The 15,627-nt window shown below is 56.1% G+C and carries 14 protein-coding genes; 11 read left to right on the top strand and 3 right to left on the bottom strand.

What is annotated here, in order from left to right; all coding sequences use genetic code 11:
* Positions 1–88 precede the first annotated feature (88 nt).
* The 10 genes from ACWB12_RS12290 (at position 89) to ACWB12_RS12245 (ending at position 12,192) form a co-directional block, all read left to right on the top strand.
* Entirely contained in the window at positions 89–1,102 is a 1,014-nt protein-coding gene (locus ACWB12_RS12290; RefSeq protein WP_479530378.1) for a TAXI family TRAP transporter solute-binding subunit, read from the top strand.
* Between the two features lie 74 nt (positions 1,103–1,176).
* The gene (locus ACWB12_RS12285; protein WP_479530377.1) at positions 1,177–3,216 is read left to right on the top strand and encodes a TRAP transporter permease; all 2,040 of its coding nucleotides are present in this window, start codon (positions 1,177–1,179) and stop codon (positions 3,214–3,216) included.
* A gap of 340 nt (positions 3,217–3,556) precedes the next feature.
* On the top strand, positions 3,557–4,522 hold the full coding sequence (locus tag ACWB12_RS12280; protein WP_479530376.1) for a Bug family tripartite tricarboxylate transporter substrate binding protein: 966 nt from the start codon (positions 3,557–3,559) through the stop codon (positions 4,520–4,522).
* Complete coding sequence (locus tag ACWB12_RS12275; RefSeq protein WP_479530375.1) at positions 4,522–4,956, top strand: tripartite tricarboxylate transporter TctB family protein; 435 nt, start codon at positions 4,522–4,524, stop codon at positions 4,954–4,956. Before ACWB12_RS12280 ends, ACWB12_RS12275 begins: the two co-directional genes overlap by 1 nt.
* 9 nt (positions 4,957–4,965) lie before the next feature.
* Positions 4,966–6,468, top strand: a complete 1,503-nt coding sequence (locus ACWB12_RS12270; RefSeq protein WP_479530374.1) for a tripartite tricarboxylate transporter permease — start codon at positions 4,966–4,968, stop codon at positions 6,466–6,468.
* The gene (locus tag ACWB12_RS12265) at positions 6,465–7,820 is read left to right on the top strand and encodes an acyclic terpene utilization AtuA family protein (RefSeq protein ID WP_479530373.1); all 1,356 of its coding nucleotides are present in this window, start codon (positions 6,465–6,467) and stop codon (positions 7,818–7,820) included. Before ACWB12_RS12270 ends, ACWB12_RS12265 begins: the two co-directional genes overlap by 4 nt.
* A complete protein-coding gene (locus ACWB12_RS12260; RefSeq protein WP_479530372.1) occupies positions 7,813–8,118 on the top strand; it encodes a DUF4387 family protein in 306 nt (101 codons plus the stop codon). Before ACWB12_RS12265 ends, ACWB12_RS12260 begins: the two co-directional genes overlap by 8 nt.
* Before the next feature lie 87 nt (positions 8,119–8,205).
* A complete protein-coding gene (locus tag ACWB12_RS12255; RefSeq protein WP_479530371.1) occupies positions 8,206–9,138 on the top strand; it encodes a CehA/McbA family metallohydrolase in 933 nt (310 codons plus the stop codon).
* 24 nt (positions 9,139–9,162) lie between these two features.
* Positions 9,163–10,806, top strand: coding sequence for a sulfatase-like hydrolase/transferase (locus ACWB12_RS12250; RefSeq protein ID WP_479530370.1), 1,644 nt, complete (start codon positions 9,163–9,165; stop codon positions 10,804–10,806).
* A 3-nt stretch (positions 10,807–10,809) separates the two neighbouring features.
* Positions 10,810–12,192: an FAD-binding oxidoreductase gene (locus ACWB12_RS12245; protein ID WP_479530369.1), complete on the top strand. Its 1,383-nt coding sequence runs from the start codon at positions 10,810–10,812 to the stop codon at positions 12,190–12,192.
* A gap of 112 nt (positions 12,193–12,304) precedes the next feature.
* Here the strand turns inward: ACWB12_RS12245 and hemC are convergent, their stop codons facing one another.
* A complete protein-coding gene (hemC, locus tag ACWB12_RS12240) occupies positions 12,305–13,249 on the bottom strand; it encodes a hydroxymethylbilane synthase (protein ID WP_479530368.1) in 945 nt (314 codons plus the stop codon).
* Positions 13,250–13,365: 116 nt separating this feature from the next.
* On the opposite strand from hemC, the gene hemE reads away from it, so the two are divergent.
* A complete protein-coding gene (gene hemE, locus ACWB12_RS12235) occupies positions 13,366–14,400 on the top strand; it encodes a uroporphyrinogen decarboxylase (protein ID WP_479530367.1) in 1,035 nt (344 codons plus the stop codon).
* Positions 14,401–14,419: 19 nt separating this feature from the next.
* Here hemE and ACWB12_RS12230 read toward each other — a convergent pair whose 3' ends face one another.
* Entirely contained in the window at positions 14,420–15,016 is a 597-nt protein-coding gene (locus ACWB12_RS12230; protein WP_479530366.1) for a hypothetical protein, read from the bottom strand.
* A gap of 10 nt (positions 15,017–15,026) precedes the next feature.
* On the bottom strand, positions 15,027–15,627 hold a 601-nt coding region (locus ACWB12_RS12225; RefSeq protein ID WP_479530365.1), incomplete at its 5' end, for an outer membrane protein.

Genomic DNA, 15,627 nt, shown 5'->3' with positions numbered 1-15,627 from the left:
CTGTTGTGACTCCCTTCACAATTGGCTAAGCTCGATTCTGGACGCGCGACGACACCGTGGACAACTGAAATCGAATAGGGAGATATTCATGACATTTTCACTCAAAGGCATCAAAGCAGCCGCCCTTGGCGCAGCTATTGTTGTCGGCTTTGGCATTTCCGCCTCCGCCCAAGACCTTAAGTTTTTCACCATCGGCACTGGCGGCACCGCCTATACATACTACCCCGTTGGTGGTGTGATCGCCAATGCGATTTCCAAACCACCAGGGTCGCGCGAATGCGATGCCGGCGGTAGCTGTGGCGTTGAAGGTCTGATTGCATCAGCCGTTTCATCGCGTGGTTCCGTTGATAACGTAAACGCCATCATTTCTGGCCTGCGCAACTCTGGTTTTGCGCAATCCGATGTTGCCTACTGGGCCTACACCGGCACAGGCACAATGGAAGGCAAGCCACCCGCGACAGACCTGCGCACGATTGCGGCCCTGTTTGAAGAGCACATCCATCTGGTTGCGCTGGCCGACAGCGGCATCAACTCGGTTGCCGATCTGAAAGGCAAGCGCGTGTCACTGGACGAGCCGGGGTCTGGCACATATGTTGACGCCAACATGATCCTTGAGGCCAGCGGTCTAACATCAGACGATGTAACCGCCGAAGCCCTTAAAGGTGGTGCTGCATCTGAAGCGCTGCGCAACGGTAAAATCGACGCGTTCTTTGTTGTGGCGGGTTACCCGACTGGTTCGCTGGTTGAACTGGCCTCCGCTGCCGACATCAAACTAGTCCCAATCGATGGCGCTGCCGCTGCGGCCCTGACCGATAAATACGGTTTCTTTGCTGCCAGCGACATTCCAGAGGGCACCTATGAAGGCGTAGCCGCAACCACAACCGTGGCTGTTGGTGCACAATGGTTCACCAGCGCCAAGGAAGACGAAGAACTGATCTACCAGATCACCAAAGCACTGTGGAACGAACAGTCCCGCAAACTGCTGGACGTAGGCCACGCCAAAGGCAAAACCATCACGATGGAATCTGCCCTGAACGGCATCGGTGTTCCGCTGCACGCTGGCGCCGAACGTTTCTACAAAGAAGCCGGCCTGATCAAATAAGCCTGCTTTAATCAAAACACCTGCCCGGGCGCATCACTGTGCCCGGGCTTTTTACATACGACCGGAGCCGACCAATGCCGACAGACAATACCCCTGAATTAACGCCCGAACAACTGGCTGAAATCGAGCGGAATTTTGACCCGGAAATGGCATTTCGGCAGACAGGAAAGACCTTAAGCATCATCATCTCGACCGCATTGGTGGCGATGTCTGTCTATCATTTCTATGCGTCGGGATTTGGCCTGATCCGCGAACTATTGCACCGTGGCATCCACCTGTCTTTCGTCCTTGGGTTGGTTTTCCTGCTGTTTTCATGGCGCAAATCCGAACCCGGAGCGGTGGTAAAGCCTGCTTGGTATAGGTTCAGCGGCGTGTCGATCCTTGACATTATTTTCTCGACCCTTGCTGTTGGTGCATCCCTGTATCTGCCGTTGCTGCCGCCGGAAATCGTGTCTGAGCGGGTCGGCAACCCGTCGCAAAGCGACGTGATGATGGGCACCGTCCTGTTGGTTTTGGTGCTCGAGGCCGCGCGGCGTTCCATCGGGCCGACCCTGCCGATCATCGCCATGATTTTTATCGCCTTTGCCATCTTTGGCCCCTATGCGCCCGGCGCGTTGAAACACGGAGGCACCAGTTGGCTGGGGCTGATCAACCACTTGTATATGACCAATCAAGGCATCTACGGCATCGCCATCGGTGTTATGGCGCAATATGTGTTCCTGTTCATCCTGTTTGGCGTTCTGGCCACACGGATCGGACTGGGGCAGTTGTTCATTGATCTGGCTATGGTCATTGCGGGGCGTTATTCCGGCGGGCCTGCCAAGGTTGCGATTTTCTCGTCCGCCTTCATGGGCACAATTTCGGGTTCTTCCATCGCCAATACTGTGACAACCGGTGCACTAACCATTCCAGCGATGAAAAAGGTCGGCTACCCTGCGCATTTCGCTGGTGCGGTCGAGGCGACGTCTTCCACTGGCGGCCAAATCACCCCGCCGATCCTGGGGGCGGCGGCGTTTATCATGGTAGAATACCTCGAAATTCCGCTGCGCGATGTGCTGGCAGCGGCATTGTTCCCCGCCTTGCTGCATTATTTCGGCATTTTCATCATGGTGCATCTTGAGGCCAAGAAACTGGGCCTACGCGGACTAAAGGCCGAAGAACTGCCTAAAATGGGGATCGTATTACGCCAGCACTGGCTGTCGGTCATCCCACTGGGTATTTTGGTCTATCTAATTCTGTCCGGCCGCACCCCCGATTTTGCTGCTGTTTACGGTATCATTGCTTGTGTGGTGGTCGGCTTCTTGAACCCTACGAACCGTTTGACGGTTACGGACCTGTGGAATTCGCTGGCTGCTGGTGCCAAAAACACCTTGGCTGTCGGGGCCGCTGCGGCTTGCGTTGGTATCATCGTTGGCGTCGTTACCCTGACGGGTGTCGGGTTCCGTCTGGGATATGTCGTGGTGCAGACGGCTACGGACATCGGCAGCACAATCAGCACAATCTATCCGTTCAGCTACTTTTCAATCGAACAGTGGGCGCTGTTTGTGTCGCTGGTTCTGATCGCGTTCGCCTGTATCATTATGGGCGCGGGTATCCCGACCACCGCGACCTATATCATCCTTGTGGCGGTTGCGGCTCCTGCGCTGGCGCAGTTGAACGTGCAGCCGATCGTGTCGCACTTCTTTGTGTTCTACTACGGGGTGCTGGCAGACATCACGCCACCGGTGGCACTGGCCGCCTATGCGGCCGCGGGCATTGCGGGGTCAAACCCGTTCCAAACCGGCAACACAGCGTTCCGGCTGGGTATCGCCAAGGCATTGGTGCCGTTTGTGTTTGTCTACTCGCCCGCATTGTTAATGGTCGCCGACGGGTTCACTTGGTCGGCCTTCGCCATCACGCTGATCGGCGCGATGCTGGGAATTGGCAGCATGGGAACAGCTTTTGCTGGCTACTTCATTGCTCCTCTTAGCAAGATGGAGCGCTGGTGGATCGCGCTAACCTCGTTCTTGTTTATTGCACCCGGTCTGATCACGATGGGAATCGGTCTGGTACTGTTGGCGCCAATTGCAGCGTTACAATTGAAAAAACGCGCTGTGATCAAGGCAGCTGCCTAGGGCGTAGACCTATAAATCCTGCGAAACCTGTGATGTAATTTTCTTGTTCTATAGTGCTTTGCATTTAATGTGAGGAAATAAATATCGGAATTCGCCTACACTTTCGCCGCCCCCGCATGCCCAACCAAAACCGACGCCATATCCCCCGGCATCTGGATTGGATACCGCAATAGCCCCCATGCAAAACACTGCCAGATTTTACCGCGCGGTAAAAATGGTGTTTGACTCCTCGCCGCTGTTAACGCTTACTTAATATCATCTGACGGGGACACGCGCCAACTCGTAACTGGTCGCCGGACCATCAGACCCGTTAACAATAATTTTCTGGGAGGAAATATAGATGAATACAGTTTTCAAACGGCTTGCTGCCGGCCTGATTGTCAGCGCTGGCCTGACCACATCCGCAATGGCGGCAGAATGCATTGCCCCTGCCAACCCCGGTGGTGGCTGGGACTTCACCTGCCGCGCTATTAGCAAAATCATGACAGATATCGGCGCTGTGGATGGCCAAATTCAGGTCACCAATATGGCCGGTGGCGGTGGCGGGCTTGCCTATAGCCACGTTGTGAATGATCGCAATACAGACGAAGACCTGATCGTTGCGGCGTCTTCCGCAACAGCCACACGACTGGCGCAAAACGCGTATGGCGGCATGACCGCCGATCAGGTGCGTTTCCTTGGCGCCATCGGTGCCGACCCCGGCATTATTGCCGTGGCTGCAGACAGCCCTTATGAATCCCTGACTGACCTGTTGGAAGCGGTTAAGGCCGATCCAACGTCTGTGACATTCGCGGGCGGTTCTGCCGTTGGCGGGTTTGACCACATCAAGGTGCTGATGGCGCTGGCGCGGGTCGGGTTCACCGACATCAAGGCAGTGAAATACATCGGGCTTGATGGTGGCGGCGACGCAATCGTGCAAACTGTTGGCGGCCATACCCAAGCGGTGACTGGTGATATGTCCGAAGTTGTGGGGTTCCTTAAATCCGGCGATATCCGCGTGATTGCGGTGTTCACAGACGAACGTGTTCCGGGTTTTGACGACATCCCGACGGCCAAAGAGCAAGGCATCGACGTGGTTGCCGTAAACTGGCGCGGTCTGTATGTGCCCAAAGGCATTTCCGACGACGCCTACAACAAATGGGTCGCCGCACTGGACAAAGTTGCCGCATCGCCTGAATGGGCTGAACAGATGACAGCCAATGGTCTGGCGCCATTCACCAAAACCGGCCCTGAATTTGCCGGCTATCTGGATGGTGTGATTGCCGAGATCGAAACCATGTCACGCGAAATGGGCGTCATTCAGTAATGAGTGACCGGCTATTTGGCCTGACGGTCATTGTTGTGGCGCTGGGATATCTCTTTAGCGCCACAACAATCCAGGTAAGTTTTCTGTCCGATCCGGTGGGGCCCAAATCATTCCCCTATATGGTTGGCGGGCTGGCAATCCTCTGCGCGGTTGTAATGATGATCAAACCCGATGCAGAACCCGAGTGGCCGTCACTGGCCACATTCGGGCGGATACTGCTCGCTGTGATCGTATTGGTGGGCTACGCCTTGGCGCTGAAACCACTGGAGTTTGTAATCCCGACCGCATTGGCCGCAGGGTTACTAAGCTATCAAATAAACCCACGCGTTCTGCCCGCGTCCCTAACCGGTATCGGGCTGTCTGTCGGGCTATTTTCACTATTCAAATTTGCACTGGGGCTGGGGCTGTATGCCTTTCCCCGCGGCTGGTTCTAGGGGATAATAATGGAAACACTGTCGCTATTGGCTGACGGTTTTGGCGCAGCATTGTCACCCACCACCCTGTTTCTGGCGGTGGTCGGTTGTATCCTTGGCACCATCATCGGCGCATTGCCCGGGCTTGGCCCTTCAAACGGCGTCGCCATCCTGATCCCGCTGGCGTTCTCGCTCGGGCTGGATGCGACCTCGGCGCTGGTACTGATGACATCGGTCTATTACGGCGCAATGTATGGCGGGCGCATATCGTCGATCCTGCTGAACATTCCGGGGGATGAACCCGCCCTGATGACCACGCTTGACGGTTATCCGATGGCCAAAGCAGGCCGCGCGGCAGATGCGCTGGTGTTATCCGGTGTGGCCTCGTTTGTCGGGGCTTTTCTGGCGACAATAGGGTTAATGCTGTTGGCCCCACTATTATCACAAGTGGCTTTCAAATTTGGCCCTGCCGAATATTTCGCGCTGTATTTGCTGGCGTTTTGCACCCTTGGCGGCATTGCTTCAAACAATCAGGCCAAGGCAGCGCTTGCCGCTTGCATTGGCCTTGGGATTTCGATGATCGGGCAGGACAACGCTGGACTGCCACGCCTGACATTTGGCAGTTTGCATCTTGGGGATGGGGTTGATTTTCTGGTCGCCATCGTTGGCTTGTTCGCTGTGACCGAGGTATTCGTGTTCATTGAAAGCCAAGGTAAGGATTCTGCAATCGGCGTCAAGCTGGGCAAAATCACCATCCCCGTCAAAGACATCATGCGCTGTAAATGGACCATGCTGCGCGCAACAGTTATCGGCTTCATCGCGGGCATCTTGCCCGGTGCCGGTGCCTCATTGGGCAGCTTTATGGCGTATTCAGCCGAAAAAGCTATCGTCAAAGACAACTCACAATTTGGCAAAGGTGATCCGCGCGGCATTGCCGCCCCCGAGGCCGGCAACAACGCCGCCGCCGGTGGCGCGCTGGTGCCAATGTTGACGCTCGGGGTGCCTGGGTCCGGCACCACTGCTGTTTTGCTGGCCTTGTTATTAACGTTGAACATCACACCAGGCCCGCTTTTGTTTGCCGAGCGCCCCGATGTGGTCTGGACATTGATCGCGTCTTTGCTGATCGCCAATATCGTGCTGCTATTGTTGAACGTGCCTATGGTCAAAGTGTTTGTGCGCATTCTGATGGTGCCGCCGTGGTTATTGCTGCCAGGTGTGACAATGATTTCCTTTGTCGGCATCTATTCGCTGTCAAAATCCAACTTTGATCTGCTGTTGATGATCGGCTTTGGCGTCATGGGTTTTTTCCTGCGCAAATTGGATGTGCCAACCGTGCCAATAATTCTGGGCATTCTGCTGGGCAGCAAAATGGAAGTCAGCCTGCGCAATGCAATGGTTACTTCGGGTGGTGACTGGACCTATCTGTTTTCGTCCGGAATCGCCATCGGGCTGTGGATCGCCGCCATCGCCGGTTTTGTCGCCCCGATGTTTTTGCGCGGGATCATCAAAAAACCCCAAGCGATCACCGATTGACCCGCGTTCTGATCCCCAACGGTGCCATCGGGCTGGGGTTTGACGAGGCTGCCTTATGGCGCGGGGTTGATATGAACCCCGATGTGATCTGCGTTGATGGCGGATCCACCGATAGCGGGCCGCATTATCTGGGCACAGGCACCTCGAAATATTCCCGCGCCTCCACCATGGCCGAATGGCGCATCCTGATGCAGGCCCGCGCCAAGGCTGGCGTGCCGCTGATTGTTGGCACCGCTGGCACTTGCGGCACCGACAGCACTGTGGACTGGATGTATCAGATCACTTGTGATCTGGCGGCCGAACTGGGCCAAAGTGTGAAAATCGCCCGCCTCTATTCCTCACAGGATGCGGATAAAATCACGGCTACGCTTGATAGCATCACTCCGCTCTGGCCGACCCTGCCAATCTCGCCCGAAATCCTGACCGATTGCACCAACATCGTCGCCCTTGCCGGTGCCGAGCAAATCACGGCCGCCCTGCAATCCGGTGCCGATATCATCATTGCGGGTCGCACCACCGACACTGCCACCATCGCCGCCCTGCCCTTGCTAAACGGCGACCACGCGGGCGGCGCATGGCACGGGGCCAAGATTGGCGAATGTGGCGCACTGTGTTCAACCAACCCGACCAGCGGCACAATCATCATCGACTTTGATACGGATGGTTTCACCGTGCAACCAATGGCCACCGGCGCAATCTGCACCCCGCAATCGGTCGCCGCCCACATGCTCTATGAAAATTCCGACCCTAATATCCTGTATGAACCTGGCGGGCATCTGGATGTAATGGCTGCGAAATACCAGCAGCTGGACGACCGCTGCGTTCGGGTCACAGGCTCGAAATGGGTGCCCGCCGACCGCTACACTGTCAAACTGGAAGGCGCACGGTTGGCCGGATACCAGTCCTGTTCGCTGGTGCTGTTACGCGAACAACATTACGTCGAAAACGCCGGAAAATGGGTCGCACGACTGACCGAATACCTAATCGGTGAAATCAAATCCCGCATGGGGCTGGGCACGGGTGACTACGCCCTCGAATTCCGCCTGATCGGCCAAAATGCCACTCTCGGCCCGTTGGAAACCCAAACCACCACCCCCGCCGAAATCGGCGTCCTCGCCATCATCACCGCCCCAGAACAAGCCACCGCAAACGAAGTTGCCAAGCTGTGCAACCCGTTCCTGCTGCACTATCCGCTTAGTGACGAAGAACCCCAAGCCACCTTTGCCTTTCCATTTTCTCCCGCTGAATGGGACAAAGGTCCAGTGCATGAATTCTGCCTGAACCATATCCTGACATTGACCGACCCGATGGATGCGTTTCGCCTGCAAATTGACGAGGTGACATATGGCTAAACTTGGACATATCACCAGCAAAATCCGCAGTAAAAATGCGGGCCCGTTCGCCCTGACCATCGACATATTTTGTGATGATGCCGACACTCACAACGCTGTTTGCAAGGCACTCTCGACCGCCCGCATTGCGGCGCTTTATAAAACGGACGAGGCCGATATAAAGCGGTTCGAGCTGGACACGCTGAATGTGCTGAAATTCTCGATGCCGCGCCCGACCATTCAGGGCAGCCTTGCTGATCGCGACATGCATGCATCCGGCTGGGCGTGGCTTCTGGCCGAACTTGATGTGAATATCTGAAAATTTGTCGCTATATGGCTTGCGGTGTCGCAAAACTATCATCAGTCTGGTTAAAACCTACGCGCAACCAGACCAAAGGCGACCACCATGCCCACCAGCTTTTTCACCGCTCCCGGCAAATTCCACCGCGGAAATCTGCATACCCATTCCACCCGATCAGACGGTGTGCTGGAACCAAAAGAAGTCTGCCGCCGTTATCAGGCCAAGGGGTATGATTTCATCAGCCTGACCGACCATTTTGTTGGCATGTATGACTATCCAATCACCGACACTTCGGCCTACAGAAACGATGATTTCACCACCCTGTTCGGAGCCGAGCTGCACATAGACGCAATGGAAAACGGCGATATGTGGCATGTGGTGGCCGTGGGTCTGCCGCTGGATTTCACCGCACCGGATTCGCCTAATTTCTGGACGTTCGGCAAAGGCGAAACCATCACCGAACTGACAAACCGTGCGCGTGCCGCCGGTGCCTTTATCGCCATTGCGCACCCGCATTGGTCCGGCCTGACGGATGTGGACGCCCGCAAGGTCACCGCCGCCCATGCGGTTGAAATTTACAACCACGGCTGTGCTGTGGAAAATGATCGTGGTGACGGCATCCTGTCCTATGAACACATGCTGAACGAGGGTCGTCGCCTGAGCGCCATCGCCACCGATGACGCCCATTTCGCCACGCCGGATCATTTTGGCGGCTGGGTCATGGTCAAAGCGCAGGAAAATACGCCCGAGGCTTTGCTCGCAGCGCTAAAGGCGGGTGAGTTCTATTCCTCGACCGGCCCCGAAATCCATGATTTCCGCCTGAATGACGACGGTACCGAGGCCATAATCGAATGCTCCCCTGCCAGCACCATCACCATTCAAGGGCCAGGTGTTGTCACTGCAAAAACCGTCGGCACCGACATGACCAGCGCCACTCTTTCAATGGAGCGGTTGACCGGCAGGGCATGGGTCAAGCTGGCGGTGATCGACGCAAACGGGAAAAGGGCGTGGTCAAATCCGATCTGGCTTGACGATTAACCCATTTTCCTGCCCCATGTGGACATGACAAAAAACATCCTGTTCATCATGTTCGATCAATTGCGGTTTGATTACCTCAGCTGTACTGGCCACCCACATCTGAAAACCCCGCACATCGACCGGATCGCGGCCAAAGGCGTGCGGTTCACCCGCGCCTATGTGCAGTCCCCCGTCTGTGGTGCCTCTAGGATGAGCACCTATACAGGCCGCTACCCTTCCAGTCACGGGGCCCAATATAACGGCTTCCCCTTGCGGGTTGGCGAGATGACATTGGGTGACCACCTACGCCCGCTAGGCATGGGGTGTTGGCTGATCGGCAAAACCCATATGCGGGTCGATCAAGCGGGGATGGATCGCCTTGGCCTGTCGCCCGACAGTGTTATCGGGGCACGGCAAGCCGAATGCGGGTTTGATATTTGGCAGCGCGATGACGGGCTTTGGGCGCAAGGGCCGGACGGGTTTTACGACAAAAACCGCTCGCCCTATAACGAGTATCTAAAATCCAAGGGCTACCCTGGTGAAAACCCGTGGGCCGATTTCGCCAATGCCGGGGTCGAGGGCAACGACATCGCTTCGGGTTGGTTTATGACCAACGCCGATAAGCCCGCCAACATTGCCGAAGAAGACAGCGAAACACCGTGGCTGACAGGCGAAGCGATTAAATTCATCGAGCAGGCCGAAGGACCGTGGTGCGCTCACCTGTCCTATATCAAACCGCACTGGCCTTATATCGTGCCCGCGCCCTACCATGATATGTTCGGGCCCGAACACGTTCCCGCCCCGCTGCGCGATGAACGCGAGCGGATTGACCCGCACCCCGTCTATAACGCCTTTATGAACAACCGCATCGGGCAGGCATTTTCCCGCGACGAGGTCCGAAACAAGGTGATCCCCGCCTATATGGGCCTGATCAAACAGTGCGACGACCAGATGGGGCGGCTGTTTGATTACCTTGAAACCACGGGCCAAATGGACAACACCATGATCGTGATCACCTCGGATCATGGTGATTATCTGGGCGATCACTGGCTGGGCGAAAAAGACCTGTTTCACGAACAATCAGTCAAGGTGCCGTTGATCATTTATGATCCCTCAATCGATGCCGATGCCACCCGCGGCACCACCTGCGATGCACTGGTCGAATCCATTGATCTGCCCGCCACCTTTGTCGAAGTTGCAGGCGGCACTGTGCCTAATCACATCATCGAGGGTCGCTCGCTGCTGCCTTTTTTGCACGGCACCACGCCCAAGGATTGGCGTGACTATGCTGTCAGCGAATACGACTATTGCACCAGCCCGATGGCTGGCCAACTGGGTGTGGCCAACAGCGATGCCCGCCTGTTTATGTTCACCGACGAGCGTTACAAATTTATCCACGCCGAAGGCGGGTTTCGCCCGATGTTGTTCGATCTTCAGACCGACCCCGACGAGTTCCACGACCTGGGCCTAAGCGATGCGCACACCGACATCATCGCCCTGATGTATGCGCGTTTGGGTAAGTGGGCACGCCGTATGTCACAACGCGTCACCAAATCGGATGCTGAAATCGACGCGGGCAAAGCCAGCCCCAAGGGCGTTGGCATCGTGCTTGGCGTCTATGAGGAAAGCGAAATTGATCCCACCCTCACGGTCAAATACCGCGGCCAATCACCAAGCAAAAAGGATTGACCGATGGATATCCTCACCGCTCTTGCCAAAATAACCGGTCCCGACCATGTGCTGACTGGCGGTGACACCAGCCGCTATGCCCACGATACTACCGGCGGGTATAATTCAACCCCGATTGCCGTGGTGCGTCCGGCAAATACCGAACAAGCCAGCGAAATTATCAAGCTCGCCAACGCCACCAAGACCCCCGTTGTGCCCATATCAGGAAACACCGGCCTTGTCGGCGGCACCTATGCGAAAGACGCGGTCATGCTATCGGTTGAGCGGATGAACACTATCCATGATCTGCGCCCGAATGCGCGCATCGCCATTGTCGGAGCGGGCACCATTATCGCCAGCCTTCAGGATGCCGCAGATGATCATAACCTGATCTTCCCGCTGCTCTTTGGGGCTCGCGGCTCCGCCATGATCGGCGGCGCACTCTCCACTAACGCCGGCGGCTCCAACGTGCTGCGCTATGGCAACACGCGGGCCTTATGTCTGGGGCTTGAGGTCGTTCTGCCCTCGGGCGAGATCATGAACCTGATGTCAGAACTGCACAAAGATAACTCGGGCTATGATCTCAAAGACCTGTTTATCGGGGCCGAGGGCACCTTGGGCATCATCACATCAGCGGTGCTGAAACTGTTCCCCAAACCCGTCGCTTACGCTACCGCGATGGTTGCCGTGCCAACCCTTACCGAGGCCCTAACCCTGCTGAACCGCCTACAAACCCAAACCGGAGGTCTGGTCGAGGCATTTGAATATATGCCGCGCACGTTCATGGACATGTTCGCCGCCCACTTCCCCGATGCGCGCCCGCCATTTGATGCCGAATATGATGTCAACATATTGGTCGAAGTCGCCACCACGGCACCGACAACACCCATCAACGATATTCTTGAAAATGTGTTGGGCGAAATGATGGAAACCGGCGCCGTTCTGGATGCCGTGATCGCCCAAAATGATGCGCAACGCGGTGAAATGTGGAAACGCCGCGAAGCCTCGGCCGAGGTTGTGTTCGCCATATCGCCACGCGTCGATACCGACATCTGTTTGGCGCTTGATAAGATCGCCACCTTTTTTGAGCGCGCCGTTGCTCTTGTCGCAGGTATTGACGCTGGTGCAAAAACCACCTGCGTTGCCCACCTTGGCGACGGCAATGTCCACTACACGATTTTACCCACATCGGGTGACAAACAGCTCGCCCACCAGATCATGGAAAGCGTCGAGCAGGTGGTAAAAGACCTCGGCGGCAGCTTCTCAGCAGAACACGGCGTCGGCCTCTCGAAACGCCCCTCAATGGCGCGGCGCAAGGATGCTGTGGCGCTGGCGGCCATGCGCCAGATCAAAACCGCACTGGACCCAAGCAACATCATGAACCCGGGCAAGGTGCTGCCGGATTAGCGCTCCGATTAGCACGTCCCACCCCTTCTTCTTGCCCTAAATACCTGCCGCGCGCAGCGCATAAAAAGTTCATATGGTTTTCATATGCGATTCATATGGAATTCATATAGCGCTACAGCCAGTCAAAAAACCCGTCCGGCGCGCGCTCGCGTAACCGTCCGGCCACTGCCCGCCCCATCTCGGCACCGTCCTCAATCGGGGCGCGATCCTCATCCGTCAAACACTCGGATCCGTCAGGGCGCAATATCTCGCCACGCAGATAGATCGTGCCACCTTCCAGAACTGCCAAGCCGCCAATCGGAGTTTCGCATGATCCGTCAAGGGCAGCTAAAAATGCCCGCTCTGCCGCCAATCTCTGACCCGTTTCAACATCATGGATCGCCCCCAGCATATCCGCGACCCGTATGTCATTCACGCGCCTCTCAATCCCGATTGCGCCTTGCGCAACAGCAGGCAACATTTCGTCCACTTCAATGGCCGATTGCACCACATCCATGCGGCCCAACCGGACCAAACCGGCCATCGCCAAAAACGTCGCCTCGGCCACGCCCTCATCCAGTTTTCTTAATCTTGTCTGCACGTTACCGCGAAATTCAACCACCTGCAGGTCGGGCCGGAAATTCAGTAGTTGCGCCCGTCGCCGCAGACTGGATGTGCCCACAACTGCGCCTTCAGACAAATCCGCCAACCGTTTGATATTGGGCGAAACAAACGCATCGCGCACATCTTCGCGTGGCAGGTATGTGTCCAGCAGCAACCCGTCGGGTTGATCCACCGGCATATCCTTCATCGAATGCACCGCAATGTCGATCTTACCCGACAGCATGTCCTCTTCGATCTCTTTGGTGAACAGCCCTTTGCCACCGACTTCTTTCAACGGGCGGTCCTGTATCCGGTCCCCCGATGTGGTGATCACCACCACCTCGAACGCGGCCTCCTCCAGATCAAACGCCGCCATCAAACGGCCCCGCGTCTCGTAAGCCTGCGCCAGCGCCAAGGGCGAACCACGGGTGCCAATTTTCAGGGGCGAAGCGGGGGTGGGTAAATTCTGCGTCATACTCCCTGTTTAAGCGCGTCAAATGCGCCTGACAATGTCAATCATCACGCCTGCGCCTTGACATCATGTCGCTGGCAAGGGACTTGGGATAAACACAAAACGGATAGGGGGCAGTCATGGCCGAACAAAAGAAACTTCTGCGGGCATTGGCTGGCGAAACTTTAGATACCCCCCCAGTCTGGATGATGCGCCAAGCGGGGCGTTACCTGCCTGAATACAAAGCCACCCGCGCGCAGGCCGGTGATTTCCTGTCGCTCTGTTACAACTCAGATCTGGCCGCCGAAGTCACCCTGCAACCGATCCGCCGCTACGGCTTTGATGCCGCCATCATGTTTGCCGACATCTTGCTGGTGCCCCAAGCATTGGGTGCGGATGTCTGGTTTGTCACCGGCGAAGGCCCGCGCCTGTCGACCATCACAACCGCTGATCAGGCCGCAGCCCTGAAACCCGCCGATGCGATCCACGACAAACTTGCCCCGATCTATGAAACCCTGCGCATTTTACGCCGTGAATTACCACCCGAAACCACCCTGATCGGTTTTGCGGGCGCCCCGTGGACCGTCGCCACCTACATGATCGCAGGGCGCGGCACACCGGACCAGGGGCCGGCGCACGCGTTAAAAGATACCGATCGCGCCACATTCGAGGCCGTGCTGAACCGCATCACCGACGCCACCATCGAATACCTGCTGATGCAGATCGAGGCGGGCGCCGAAGTGGTCAAACTGTTCGACAGTTGGGCCGGATCGCTTAAGGGCGATGATTTCAACAAATACGCGCTGGAACCCGCCCGCAAGATCATCGCAGCCCTGAAAGCCAAGCACCCGAACATCCCCGTCATCGCCTTCCCGCGCGAAGCAGGGCCTGCTTATGAAGGGTTCGCCAAAGCCGTGGGTGCGGATTGTCTGGCGATTGATACCAAGGTCGATCTGACATGGGCTGCCCAGGTTTTGCAAAAAGACGGCTGTGTGCAGGGCAACCTTGACCCTAGACTGATGGTTGAAGGCGGCGAGCGGCTGATTTCCGAAACCAAGCGCATCGTCAAAGCGTTGTCAGGTGGACCGCACATCTTCAACCTTGGCCACGGCATCACTCCCGATGCCGACCCCGAGAATGTGCATGTGATGCTAGAGGCGATTCGCGGCAGCTGATTAAAGCTGCCGCGCACTTTTAACTTTTGTAATCCGAATTTGCAGAGGTGCATATTGGGAATGCTAGGGCAATCTCGGAAGCATTCATATCCTCCAGCATATCAACGTTTCGAACAATCGGAACATAATCCTTTAGTTCTGCCGTTTTCAGATAAACCGTGAGTGTCCCCTGCGTTGGAAGCTGCTGTGAAATACGGCAACCCTTTGCATCCACATCCAGCTCCCCTTCTCGATCATCCTCTTTTGCTTCGGCGAGGCGAAATGCACTAAATTTAGCAATATCGTTAGGATGTATCCGAAAGGCATATAGCGGTTGGTCATCAACAACGCGCAACTCGTCTCCACCTTTAGGGATTTGTTGCAGGCGGTATTCTTGGGTTCGAATTACCGCCCCTCCTTTTTCCTTTATTGTCGTCTGCAAGGTAATCGCATTTCTTTGCGGCCTGATAGATGGAGGTGCCGCAATCATAATGCGCAAATCTTTTGCAGGCGTTGTTTCAGGATCAACCTTACTCAACGCATTCATGGTGCTAGATGGGGTATAGCTACAGCCGGCAATAGAGGCGACCAGTAGTAAGCTATACCCCAGCCCCCGTGAGCGGGATTTGTTAAACATTTTCATTTCCTTAAAATTTCCGTGACAGACCGATGGATATTACGCGCATTTTGTTTTCGGCTTTTTGGCTGCTGCCGTTGAAAGTTTGGGTGGGGCTGCCAAAATCATAGTTCATCGCCTCAATGCGGGCAGACCAGCCGTTCTTGATCGCCATTTCCACACCCAGCCCATAGGTGACGCCGATATAGGCCTCTTTGCCGCTGGCCCCTGCCGGTCGTGCGCCCGCATCGGTTATTCCCACCCCGGCAGCCCCGTAGAAATAGAGTTTCTCACTGGCCCAGCCTGCCCGCAGCCGTGGCGTCAACAAGAACGAACCCTTGAGATTGCTGGTGCCAAGTGCAGCATCAGTTTTGCTACCTTTATTAGAAAGTGCAGTCAGACCCAGTTCCGGCCCCCAAACCAATCCGCCAGGGCGGGTAAAGTTATAGCCACCATAAATCCCCGCCAAGACCGTATTGGAGTCAGATTTATACCTATGGGTTGTGTTGGCACCGACATCAACGGTGGAACGGGACGCATTAAGGCTGATACCACCATAAAATCCTGACCAATTATCCTGCGCTTGTGCTTTAATGGAAAACCCGACGGCAATAGAGGTGGCAAGTAGAACT

Source organism: Profundibacter sp. (genome assembly GCF_056498605.1).
Note: the sequence above shows the minus strand (reverse complement) of the source record. Positions and strands in the feature narration are given on the sequence as shown.

Bases quoted from the DNA above. Each gene is read 5' to 3' on its own strand.
- ACWB12_RS12290 (WP_479530378.1), top strand. From the start codon at position 89: ATGACATTTTCACTCAAAGGCATCAAAGCAGCCGCCCTTGGCGCAGCT.
- ACWB12_RS12285 (WP_479530377.1), top strand. From the start codon at position 1,177: ATGCCGACAGACAATACCCCTGAATTAACGCCCGAACAACTGGCTGAA.
- ACWB12_RS12280 (WP_479530376.1), top strand. From the start codon at position 3,557: ATGAATACAGTTTTCAAACGGCTTGCTGCCGGCCTGATTGTCAGCGCT.
- ACWB12_RS12275 (WP_479530375.1), top strand. From the start codon at position 4,522: ATGAGTGACCGGCTATTTGGCCTGACGGTCATTGTTGTGGCGCTGGGA.
- ACWB12_RS12270 (WP_479530374.1), top strand. From the start codon at position 4,966: ATGGAAACACTGTCGCTATTGGCTGACGGTTTTGGCGCAGCATTGTCA.
- ACWB12_RS12260 (WP_479530372.1), top strand. From the start codon at position 7,813: ATGGCTAAACTTGGACATATCACCAGCAAAATCCGCAGTAAAAATGCG.
- ACWB12_RS12255 (WP_479530371.1), top strand. From the start codon at position 8,206: ATGCCCACCAGCTTTTTCACCGCTCCCGGCAAATTCCACCGCGGAAAT.
- ACWB12_RS12250 (WP_479530370.1), top strand. From the start codon at position 9,163: ATGACAAAAAACATCCTGTTCATCATGTTCGATCAATTGCGGTTTGAT.
- ACWB12_RS12245 (WP_479530369.1), top strand. From the start codon at position 10,810: ATGGATATCCTCACCGCTCTTGCCAAAATAACCGGTCCCGACCATGTG.
- hemC (WP_479530368.1), bottom strand. From the start codon at position 13,249: ATGACGCAGAATTTACCCACCCCCGCTTCGCCCCTGAAAATTGGCACC.
- hemE (WP_479530367.1), top strand. From the start codon at position 13,366: ATGGCCGAACAAAAGAAACTTCTGCGGGCATTGGCTGGCGAAACTTTA.
- ACWB12_RS12230 (WP_479530366.1), bottom strand. From the start codon at position 15,016: ATGTTTAACAAATCCCGCTCACGGGGGCTGGGGTATAGCTTACTACTG.